6 protein-coding genes are annotated in these 10,540 nt (G+C 52.2%); 2 read left to right on the top strand and 4 right to left on the bottom strand.

Annotated elements, in window-relative coordinates:
- Nucleotides 1-211 precede the first annotated feature (211 nt).
- Nucleotides 212-1,279: an ABC transporter permease gene (locus tag POG22_RS20125; RefSeq protein WP_498906921.1), complete on the top strand. Its 1,068-nt coding sequence runs from the start codon at nt 212-214 to the stop codon at nt 1,277-1,279.
- Between the two features lie 152 nt (nt 1,280-1,431).
- On the opposite strand, the gene POG22_RS20120 is transcribed toward POG22_RS20125, so the two are convergent.
- The 4 genes from POG22_RS20120 to POG22_RS20105 form a co-directional block, all read right to left on the bottom strand.
- Nucleotides 1,432-4,308, bottom strand: coding sequence for a sensor domain-containing protein (locus tag POG22_RS20120; protein ID WP_498906920.1), 2,877 nt, complete (start codon nt 4,306-4,308; stop codon nt 1,432-1,434).
- 75 nt (nt 4,309-4,383) lie between these two features.
- Nucleotides 4,384-5,787, bottom strand: a complete 1,404-nt coding sequence (locus POG22_RS20115) for a diguanylate cyclase domain-containing protein (RefSeq protein WP_063717062.1) — start codon at nt 5,785-5,787, stop codon at nt 4,384-4,386.
- 1,038 nt (nt 5,788-6,825) lie between these two features.
- Entirely contained in the window at nt 6,826-8,829 is a 2,004-nt protein-coding gene (locus POG22_RS20110) for an adenylate/guanylate cyclase domain-containing protein (protein ID WP_498906919.1), read from the bottom strand.
- Nucleotides 8,830-9,291: 462 nt separating this feature from the next.
- On the bottom strand, nt 9,292-9,927 hold the full coding sequence (locus tag POG22_RS20105) for a hemerythrin family protein (protein WP_074170899.1): 636 nt from the start codon (nt 9,925-9,927) through the stop codon (nt 9,292-9,294).
- A 276-nt stretch (nt 9,928-10,203) separates the two neighbouring features.
- Between POG22_RS20105 and POG22_RS20100 the strand changes: the two genes are divergently transcribed.
- The gene (locus POG22_RS20100; RefSeq protein WP_074170900.1) at nt 10,204-10,392 is read left to right on the top strand and encodes an IS1/IS1595 family N-terminal zinc-binding domain-containing protein; all 189 of its coding nucleotides are present in this window, start codon (nt 10,204-10,206) and stop codon (nt 10,390-10,392) included.
- Nucleotides 10,393-10,540: the final 148 nt, after the last annotated feature.

The following is a 10,540-nucleotide window of genomic DNA, read 5'->3' as shown; positions in this document are numbered from 1 at the left end:
GGAATCCGTTCCCGATAAGCTAGGTTTCAAGAAGTCTTCACCACATCCCCCCTTAGCCCCCCAAAGAAGAGGGGGGTTGGGGGGATAGAGGGGTTTTTCAGGTTGGAAAAAACCAGTGTTTGAAATTCGGATTCCGTATGACAACCCCTCTCGAATCGACCGCATAGCGGAACCCAGTATACTGAGACAGTACGTCTGTATCCTGGCGCCGATGAATTGGTGGCAAAAATTTAAAACCAATCCCCTGGCTCGTTTGGGGGTGTCGATTCTCGCGATATTTTACGTTGTCGCGATCGGGGCGGGATTTTTCGCACCCTACCATCCCGTCAACAACGTTCAAAAAGAAGGCTCTCTCCTCCCGCCGACCCCGATTCACTGGACGAATCCAGACGGAGAATTTATCGGACCGTACGTCTATCCCGTTCGACAGGGGCCGACCGACTTAGAAAGCGGAAAGCGAGAGTTAATCGTCGATCGCACCCAACCGTCGCCGATTCGCCCGTTCGTCAAAGGATACGACTATCGTTTGTTCGGAATTATCCCCGCCAACATCCACCTGTTCGGAACCGTCGGAGAAGGTCAGATAAACCTCCTCGGAACCGACGAACAGGGACGCGATCAATTTAGCCGTCTGATTTTTGGCGGACAAATCAGCCTGTTTATCGGCTTAGTCGGGATTGCCATCTCGTTTCCCATCGGACTGATCGTCGGTGGAATTTCGGGTTATTTCGGAGGTTGGGTCGATACAGCCTTGATGCGCTTAGTGGAAGTCTTGATGACGATTCCCGGCATTTACCTGCTCGTAGCACTCGCATCGGTATTAGACCCCGGATTGTCGAGTGCCAAACGATTTTTACTGATCGTCACGATTATTTCGTTTATTCGTTGGGCGGGATTGGCGCGGGTGATTCGCGGCCAAGTCCTCTCGATTAAAGAAACCGAATTCGTGCAGGCGGCGCGAGCGATGGGTGCAAATCCGTTTTACATCATCGTGCGTCACGTTCTCCCCCAGACGGCCACCTATACGATCGTGGCGGCGACCCTGGCGATTCCGGGTTTCATCGTAGCGGAATCCGTCTTGAGTTTGATCGGGTTGGGCATTCAGCAACCGGATGCGTCTTGGGGAAATCTCCTCGCCAGTGCGACGAACGCCTCGATTTTGGTCTTTCAACCCTGGTTAGTCTGGCCGCCTGCATTGTTGGTCGTGTTAACCGTTTTGTCCTTCAACCTCATCGGCGACGGCTTGCGGGATGCCCTCGATCCGAGAAGCCTTCGTTAATCGCTCGTCGATCGGAAATCCCCTCATCCCCTCATCTCCTTATCTCCTCACTGGTGACTGGTGACTGGTGACTGGTGACTGGTGACTGGTGACTGGTGACTGGTGACTGGTGACTGGTGTCTGGTGACTGGCGACTGGTGACTGTTCTCTCCTCATCTGCGCTCGACCCACTCCGTCGCGGCTTCGACATCGAGGGGGTGAGAAACGAAATACCCTTGAGCGAAACGACAACCGAGTTCTTTGAGGCGATCGAATTGTTGGGGGGTTTCGATTCCTTCGGCGATCGCATCCATCCCGAGATGAGTCGCCAGGTTGAGAATCGCTTGGACGATGCCGAGATTTTCCGTCGGGCGACCGATGGGACTGACGAACGAGCGATCGATCTTTAAAGTGTTGACGGGGAACTGTTGCAAGTAACTCAAACAGGAGTAGCCCGTGCCGAAATCGTCGATACTCAATTGAATGCCACGATCGCGCAACTGGCACAACACCGCCATCGTCGCCTTGGAATTTCGCATCAACATACTTTCGGTCATTTCCAGTTTTAACGCGTCTCCCGGTAGTTGAGTGCGAGCCAACACGCGATCGACACGAGCGAGAAATTCGGATTCTTCGAGTTGTTTTCCCGAAAGGTTGACGCTGACTTGTAACGGCGGCGATATCGAAGGATTGCCATGACGCCACCGTTGGAGTTGACGACAGGCTTCTTCTAAAATCCATTCCCCCAACGGCACGATCGCCCCTGTTTCTTCCGCCACAGAAATAAATTCCGTTGGAGACACGCGGCCGCGGGTGGGATGCTGCCAGCGCACTAACGCCTCGAACCCCGCTAACTGTCCGGTTTGTAAATACACGATCGGCTGATAGACGACGCAAAACTCGCTCTCGAGACCCGATCGCGCGTGAGGAACGTTGCCGCGTCTCCCGAGGCGATCGACCGCTCGCCATAACTCCGACTCGAGCTGAAGTCGAGCCATCGCCCGCTCGTGCATGACGCGATCGAACACTTCATGACGGGCTTTCCCCCCTTCTTTGGCGCGATACATGGCGATATCGGCATCTCGCAACACGTCTTCGGGGCGCTCGTACCCCGTCGAACTCAAGGCGATCCCGATGCTGACCGTCGTAAACATGACGTGACCGTCGATATCGAACGGGGGAGACAGATGCTGTTGGATGCGCCGCGAAATGCGAGTGACTTCTTCGGGGTTATCGAGATCGTCGAGTAGGATCGTGAATTCGTCGCCACCGAGTCGCGCGACGCTATCGGAAGCCCGCAGACACTCTTCGAGGCGACGGGCAATTTCCACGAGCAGGCGATCGCCGATAGCATGGCCGACACTTTCGTTAACGACCTTAAAGCGATCGAGGTCGAGGAACAAGACAGCAAACAAATACTTCGATCGCCGCTTGGCTCGTTGGATGGCTTGAGCGAGGCGATCGACGAACAGCGTCCGGTTGGGCAACCCCGTGAGGGTGTCGTGAAGGGCATCGTAACGCAACTGTTCTTCAGCCCGTTTGCGATCGGTAATGTTGCGAACGATCGCGATCGCTTCGTCGTTGCCGATGGGCATCAGCCGACATTCATAATGTTGAATACCGTTGGGTATCCTCAGCTTGTATTCTAACGTCACGAGCTGCTGGGTCTGACAAACGCGATCGAGTGCGGCTTGAAAGCGCTCGGCAACCTCCGACGGAAACAAGTCTGCCAGACGGCGGTTTAAAAACGCCTCGGGGGGTAGATACAGTTCGACGGCAGTTCCCGCTTGGTAATCTAAAATCGTGCCGTCGTAGCGAGTGCGGAAAAACAAATCCGGCAGTGCCGCGAAAATCGCTTGAAGTTGGGCGTTCGTTTGACGAAGTTCTTCCTCGATCTGTTTGCGATCGGTAATATCGATCGCCGTCCCGAGAACTCGCTCGGGCGAACCCGAGGCCGTGCGCGTCAAGATAACGTCCCATTGATGCAGCCAACGCCACTGACCTTCGTGGTTTTTCAGGCGAAATTCGCTCTCTAACACTTCTCCGTCTTCAGCCAACGCCAAGCGAGCGTAAAACGCCTCGATTTGGAGTCGATCGTCGGGGTGAACCCGCTCCATTAAAAGCGATTCTCCCGCCTCGTGCAGCTCGTCGGCGCTCAGTCCGAAAAATTGGCAATTGTGGCGGTTGACATACAGGTTTCGCCGTTGCCGAACATCGAAAATATGGACGAAAGTAGGAGTTAGGTCGGCGATTTGTTCGGCCAGGCGTTGGCTCTCTCGTCGAGCGTCTTCAGCTTGGCGTCGGTCGGTGATATCCCGTAAGAGAATGAGATAGGCAGGAACGCCGTCCCATTCAATGGTGTGGGTCTTCATTTGACTGACGTTCACCCGTCCGATTTCCGAGAGGGTTTCGAGTTCGGTAACGGCATTTCCAGTACCGGGAATGCCTAGCTCTCGTCCGAGCAGGGAGGAAATCGATCGCCCGAACAGAACGGCGGCGGCGGGGTTGGCAAAACGAACGATTCCCTGGAGATCGACGACGAGCAAACCGTCAGACATCGTTTGCACGAGGATACTCAGTTGTGTGTCTTGCGCTTGCAAGGCTCGTTCGGCTTGCCTCGAACGACTGACATCGACGCGAACTCGCAGAAATTCCCAGGATAGAGTATCTTCCAAGGAGATGAGGGTTTCGACGATCGCCCGTTCGCTTCCGTCTTCGCAGGACATTCGATAGTCGATGCTGGCGTTTTCGTGCCGAGCGATCGCTTGACGAACGGTTCGGACGACGCGATCGCGATCTTCGGGGCAGACGGTCTCGAACTCCTCCGTATCGCCGAAGGTCTCTCGCCAAAGACGGTTTTTAAAATCGGTGCGTCCGGCGCCATCGCTCAGCGCGATGGCGATGGGGAGGGCGTCGAGCAGACGGAGGCTCTCCGTGCGATCGCGGTGGGGTCGCCCCAGACGAGCGCGATCGCCCAACTGACGGACGACGTGGCGACAGGTCGAGACGATTTGTTCGAGAGACGGTCTTTTGGGGCGGTGATGGGTCATGGAGCTAAAGCGCGAACAGGAGGCGCGATCGCGATCGCACCTCAGACAGAGCGCAGACAGTTCTTCGTCACAGAATCACTGCGATCGCACCAATTGCCAACACACGCGATCGCGTCCTTGGGATTTGGCTCGATACAGCGCTAAATCCGCCGCTGCCAAAGCATCGCTCGACGATAGAGATTTCCGCTCGTTGGGGACGAGGCTCGACAATCCCAAACTCACCGTGACGATATCTTCAATTCCAGCATTTTGGTGGGGAATCCGGAGCTGTCTTACGGCCGATCGCAACCGTTGAGCCACGCGAATCGCACCAGCGGCTTCTGTTTGGGGCAATACTACAGCGAACTCTTCTCCACCATATCGCGCCACGAGATCGCGTCGGTGCGTGACGGATTGTTGTAAGGCTCCGGCGACCTTCTGCAAACAGAGATCGCCCGCTTGATGGCCGTAGGTGTCGTTATACGCTTTAAAGCGATCGACATCGATTAAAATCAACGATAGAGGTTGAGCGTGACGGGCGCAATAGTCCCACATTTGAGACCAGTATTCGTCGAAGCGGCGACGGTTGGCAAGCTCGGTCAACCCGTCGTGGTTCGCGCGATCTTGCAGTTCGACATTCGCCGCTTGCAAGGCGAGTTCCATCTGTTTTCGCTCGGTGATGTTGCGAACGGTGACCGTCAGACCGTTTCCGAGTTTGACGGCGACGACTTGCCACCAACCGCTCGAGCGAGGAGAGTCGTAGTACAGCTCTCGTTCGACGGACTGACCGGTTTCGACGACGGATACGAAATTCTCGAACAAGCCGATATCTCGATATTCTGGGAGAACGTCGAGCAACCGCCGACCGACGAGGTTGGTGGGGGTCGTTCCCACCGCCTGAGCGGCCACGGGATTGGCTACGAGCCATTGAAAGTCGATAATGTGTCCTCGGCGATCGCGCACGGCTCGAAATGCCGACACGCCGTCGAGAGAACTGTTCAACACTCCCGATAGTAACGCCCGAGATTCCCGCAGTACGGCTTCGACTCGCTGGCGATCGCGAATTTCCCGTTCGAGTTGAATTTTTTGACGCTGTACGAGCAGTTGGTGTTCGACTCGCGCCAAGACTTCTTCGCTTTGAAAGGGTTTGGTGATGTAGTCGGCACCGCCGAGACGAAAGGCTTCGACTTTGTCGGAAATCGATTCGACGACGCTCAAAAACACGATCGGAACGTCTCGGGTGTGGTGGTTGTCTTTGAGGGCGCGACAGACCGCGTAACCGTCCATATCGGGCATTTTAATGTCCAACAGGACTAAATCGGGAGGTCGGGACAGGGCGGATTTTAAAGCGAGTTCCCCGCTTCGAGACACGCGCACGCGGTAACCTCGCGCCGACAGCATCTGGCGTAACAGCGTGAGGTTAGCAGGGGTATCGTCTACGACTAAGATGTCCGCCTGAATCGTTTTGGGGGTCGTTTGAGGTAAATCCACCGAGTTCATAGGCTGCGGTGCTTATCGCGATAAAACGAATAGATGAAAGGTCGCGTTCGGTCGAAGATTGGAGGGTTGCGATACCGTAGACCGAGCATTATCCCGTTTGAGTAAATTCGCGAGCGATTTTTTTGAAAATAAGCTTTGCTAAATCGATCGACGACATTTTGTTGAAAAACATTGTATTTCAAAATCTTGTAAAACGTGAAAAATTTTAAAAATAGTATAGTTCGAGGTTTTCAATCTCATTATATTTTATAGTGAGTGTATCTCCATGGATGTAAAAATACGAACCTCTGAGTAGGTTGGACTTCGGCAACGCTGCCGTCCACGGGTGGAACGGAGTGGAACCCAACAGCCGATCGATCGAGTAGGTCAGCTTGTCTCCGATGAATTTACATTTTTGAGATGCACCCTTTATAGTGTCACATAAATTTTCTAGAGCTTAGCATTCGGTAATTCGTCGTGTCTATTTGAAATCGATCTTGTATATCCCAGCCATAGTTTATATTGTTAATACAGTTGAAATTTGGGTTTGGGAAAATTCAAAATTTCAAACAATTAAGTTGCAAAACTCTCTTTGTATAGCTTATTAAAGCGACATTCTTGAAACACTAAAACCTATTGAAAATATTTTTGAGTTTAATTGATAACGTTAAAGAAAGACGATCGCAATATGTTTTTGACAATCGCTCACGACTCAACTATCTAAAATCGAGTTGTTTTGCCTCAATCGAATTTGATTGTTTGACAGTGAAATATAGTTTTATAGTCAAAAAAATAAAACGATCGTTAGGCGATCGAACACTTTTATTTCACTTCAAAAAACAACCTATAAATAAGCAGGAAATTTCCATTTTAGCTTCTCCAGTTTTTGAGAGAGATGTCTATTTTATTATATCAAAAACTATAAACGATCGCGATATTGTAGTATCGTCGGTCGCTCAGTTTTTGTTAAATTCTCTTGCGAGCGCGAGAATCGAGTTAAACCCACTCAATCTTATGGTTTTATAGAATTATAAAGTTGGCGTTTCGACCGCGATCGCCCTATTCCCACGTTTTCGGCAACGACGACGAGGCAGAGTCCCTCACCTTACGAGACAACAGAAAATACGCGATCGTCTCCCCTTTTCCCTTCACATCAATTTTGCCTCGTCGCTCGAATTCAAAACGATCTTGCAGGCGATCGCGCACGGCCTCCGTAACTTGAATGCGGCCGGGAATACCGTTCGATTCCATACGAGAAGCTGTATTGACCGTATCTCCCCACAGATCGTAAGCGAACTTGCTCAAACCGATCGCCCCGGCCACCACCGGCCCCAAATGAATCCCCACGCGCAACTGCAACGGTTCCCCCGTTTCCTGACAAAACCGCTTGAGAGTCTCTTGCATCGCCAGCGCCAAATCGGCCATCGCCTCGATACTATCGGGACGGGGGACGGGAACGCCTCCGGCTACCATGTACGCATCGCCGATAGTTTTAATCTTTTCCAACCCGTACCGTTCGCAGAGGCGATCGAACTGACTGAAAATCCAGTTAAGAATTTCTACCACTTCCTTGGGAGTTTTGCGGGCGGCGAACTTCGTAAAACCTACCAAATCGGCGAACAAAATACTCGCCTCGTCGAAACTGTCGGCGATCGTTCCCTGACCCGTTTGCAGACGCTCGGCGATCGCGGTCGGCAAAATATTCGACAGCAGTTGTTCGGTTTGCTCTTTCTGAAACTTCAAGGCTTCCTGAGCGAGTTTGCGGGTGGTAATATCGGAGACGATCCCTTCGTAGTACAGCAAATTTCCCCGATCGTCGCGGACGGCGCGGGCATTTTCAGAAATCCACAAGGCCGAGCGATCGCGGCGGTACACCAACGACTCGAAGTCCGAAACGACTCCCTCCCGTTCGATTTGTTCGACGAACTCGCGACGCTGTTGGGGATCGACGTAAATTTGGCGATCGATATTCTCGATCGCTGCCACGAGTTCCTCGGGGGAATCGTACCCGTACAGCCGCGCCAGTGCCGGATTGACGCTCAAATACCGTCCCATCGGCGTCGATTGATAAATCCCCTCGGCGGCGTTTTCCACTAACCGACGGTAGCGTTCCTCTGTTTCCTTTAACTGGCTCTCCATTTGTTTCTGACCGATAGCGGCTCCGAGTTGCAACGCCACCGATCCCACCAACTCGAGATTGCCAGAACAGTCTCCATCGCCCATCGAGCAATCAGTAAAGAGCAACACGGCCGTCAATCCCTCTCGTTGCAACACGGGAACCGCCAACATCCCGCCGCTTCCGTTCATCTCGTCGATTTCGGGACAGCGAGACTGCCACACGCGGCCGGGAAGTCCTTCGCCTTTGGCAACGGTCGCGCGATCGCCCTCGTCGGTCTCCCCTACGGACGAGCGATGAGGATCGAGAACGACACGACAGGTTCGCTCGAGTCTAGTCCCCTCTGCATCGGGTTGCCAAGCTTGCGCCGCCGACGCGCCGATCGTATGTCCGATCGTCCGTAGGGCTGCCGTCAGTGCCTCTTCAACGGTAGACGCTCGTTCGATCGCCCGTGTCGCCAGCAACAACAATCCGAGTTCTTCTTCCATCCGACATCGGGCTTCAATTTCTCGTCCGAGGCGATCGTTTTGCTCTTGCAACGATACCTGCAACCCTCGCAACCGCACTTGATGGCGAATGCGGGCGAGTAACTCTGCCACTTCAAAGGGTTTGGTCACGTAATCGGCCCCACCGACATCGAAGGCTTTCACCTTGTCGAAGGTTTCGTGAAGGGCGCTCAAGAAGATGACCGGAACGTCGCGAGTGTTGGGATCGGCTTTTAACGCCTGACAGGTTTCCAAGCCGTCGACGTCCGGCATGAGAATATCGAGCAAAATCAGATCGGGCAGTTCTTCTGCGATCGTCTCGAGAGCTTCTCGACCGCTCGAGGCTACCTTCACCCTGTAGCCGTGTTGAGACAGCAGGTGTTGCAACAACCGGCGGTTCGTCGGGTCGTCGTCAACAACGAGTATTGTTGCAGGCTGAGCGGGTGAGGGAAAGCGAACCATTCAACAAACCCAGTCAAAGAAACGAGGACGGATTGCAACGGACTTTGAAACCGAGGATCGTGTAGCCGATCGCGAGTGTCAGTATTGGTGCAGCCTTTCCCCCGTGCGAGTTGCTTCAGAACGCCCCGTCCGAACGTCCGGCTTAGAAGTCCAGTTTTGAGGTCGCGTTTTTTGACGGTCTCTCTTCAGGTCGCACTGCGGACGGACAACCGAAAGTAGACCCGATGTACCCCTGTGATAAGCGAGTGAGGGCTAACTGCAAGGTTAGCGCCTCTGCTCGAGACAACGCTTCCGGAGAGTCTTGGCTCTATTACTACTTTATTCTGTGTCTTCGTTTCTCTGGTATTCTTCTGTCTGCGATCGCATAAAACCTTACAATTTGTCACGCCAAAACTCTTCGGTCGGGAACGCTGGCGATCGAAGTCTTCTCGGACTCGAAAGGCGAGATATCGTGGGGTTCGGCTACTGCGATCGAGTGTGAGGGATTGGAAAATTCGTCGGATCTCCAGTGTCGACTTTCGGGGTTAGCGCCGAACGCTTGAGCTGAACGTCGATCGTGCGAATGTGGTCGAGGAACCAATCGTACAGGTGGTGTCGAACGTTCTCAATTAAGGCAACGCTGACCCCCTCCCGCTGAAATCGATCTTCGAGCTTTTGTAGCGTCCGACGCAGGTAAATATGAGCGATACAGTTTTGTCGAGCCGCCGGACATTGATAGGCAGCCATACATCGTTCTTCAAAGTGAAAGTGACTGTCGAGATAGAGTGCTAAAAATTTAAAGATGGCTTCGACTTGCCCCTTACTTTTGTGTTGGTAAAGGGTTTCGAGTAGCAGGGACAATTGTTCGACGAGATGTCGGTGTTGGTTGTCGATCGACGGAATCCCCACTTCGAGAGATTCGTCCCAAATAAATAGATGCATAGATTCACGCTTGGGAAACCCAGAAAATGGATGAATTGACTTGACAGTGGGGTAACTAGCGATCGAGACAGCTTCGAGTTCTGACGATTCAGGTGTTTCTGTCGCCATGCTGAAGTTGACGTTGCGGTGTTTCTGTCCCGTGTTGTCGAAATTGCTGGAGTCTCGATCTCGTTGCATATGACGTCAGAGAACTTTTAACTTTAGGGGCTGAAATTTTTGGACTGAATCTTTTGGAAACAACCGAGCGATTTTCTGGGTCGCAAGTTCATCTCAATTCTAAACGGTACATTGCACGATTGAGAAGCTGGAAATGTTGACGTTTCGCAGCTATATTTTATACGAGCCTTACAGGAGCGAGATGTCAACCCGATCTAACAATTTGTTACATTTTTTATACTGTTTGAGGTAGTATTATACAGTAACGATAAAAAGATTATTCTGTGATTTTGGCTTATAATTTGTCCCCAATACGAAAGTGAACATCACGTCAAAAATGGTCATACTTATTATGAAAAGCAGGGACTTAAATGCAAAGACTGCAGACGTCAATACGTTGAAGGCTCTGAATATCGGCATATTTCTCAAGAATCCTGGGAATTGGTCGTTCGCGAAGCGGAACGAAATTCTATCGACTTCTTCTAAAAAAAATATCCGCCGATTCAAAAATGAAATGCAACACCGGTGGGTTTACGAATAAAGGCTCATCGGCTATACTTCGATCTTTCATGAATAATTACCTAATTGAAGATCGAACCAATGAGCCATCACCATCTTACCCCATCTGAGCGTG

The organism is Geitlerinema sp. CS-897 (genome assembly GCF_028368005.1).
Classification (GTDB): domain Bacteria; phylum Cyanobacteriota; class Cyanobacteriia; order Cyanobacteriales; family Geitlerinemataceae; genus Baaleninema; species Baaleninema simplex.
Note: the sequence above shows the minus strand (reverse complement) of the source record. Positions and strands in the feature narration are given on the sequence as shown.

Excerpts from the sequence above, each read along its gene's own strand:
- POG22_RS20115 (WP_063717062.1), bottom strand. The coding sequence starts at position 5,787 with ATGAACTCGGTGGATTTACCTCAAACGACCCCCAAAACGATTCAGGCG.
- POG22_RS20125 (WP_498906921.1), top strand. The coding sequence starts at position 212 with ATGAATTGGTGGCAAAAATTTAAAACCAATCCCCTGGCTCGTTTGGGG.
- POG22_RS20105 (WP_074170899.1), bottom strand. The coding sequence starts at position 9,927 with ATGCAACGAGATCGAGACTCCAGCAATTTCGACAACACGGGACAGAAA.
- POG22_RS20110 (WP_498906919.1), bottom strand. The coding sequence starts at position 8,829 with ATGGTTCGCTTTCCCTCACCCGCTCAGCCTGCAACAATACTCGTTGTT.
- POG22_RS20120 (WP_498906920.1), bottom strand. The coding sequence starts at position 4,308 with ATGACCCATCACCGCCCCAAAAGACCGTCTCTCGAACAAATCGTCTCG.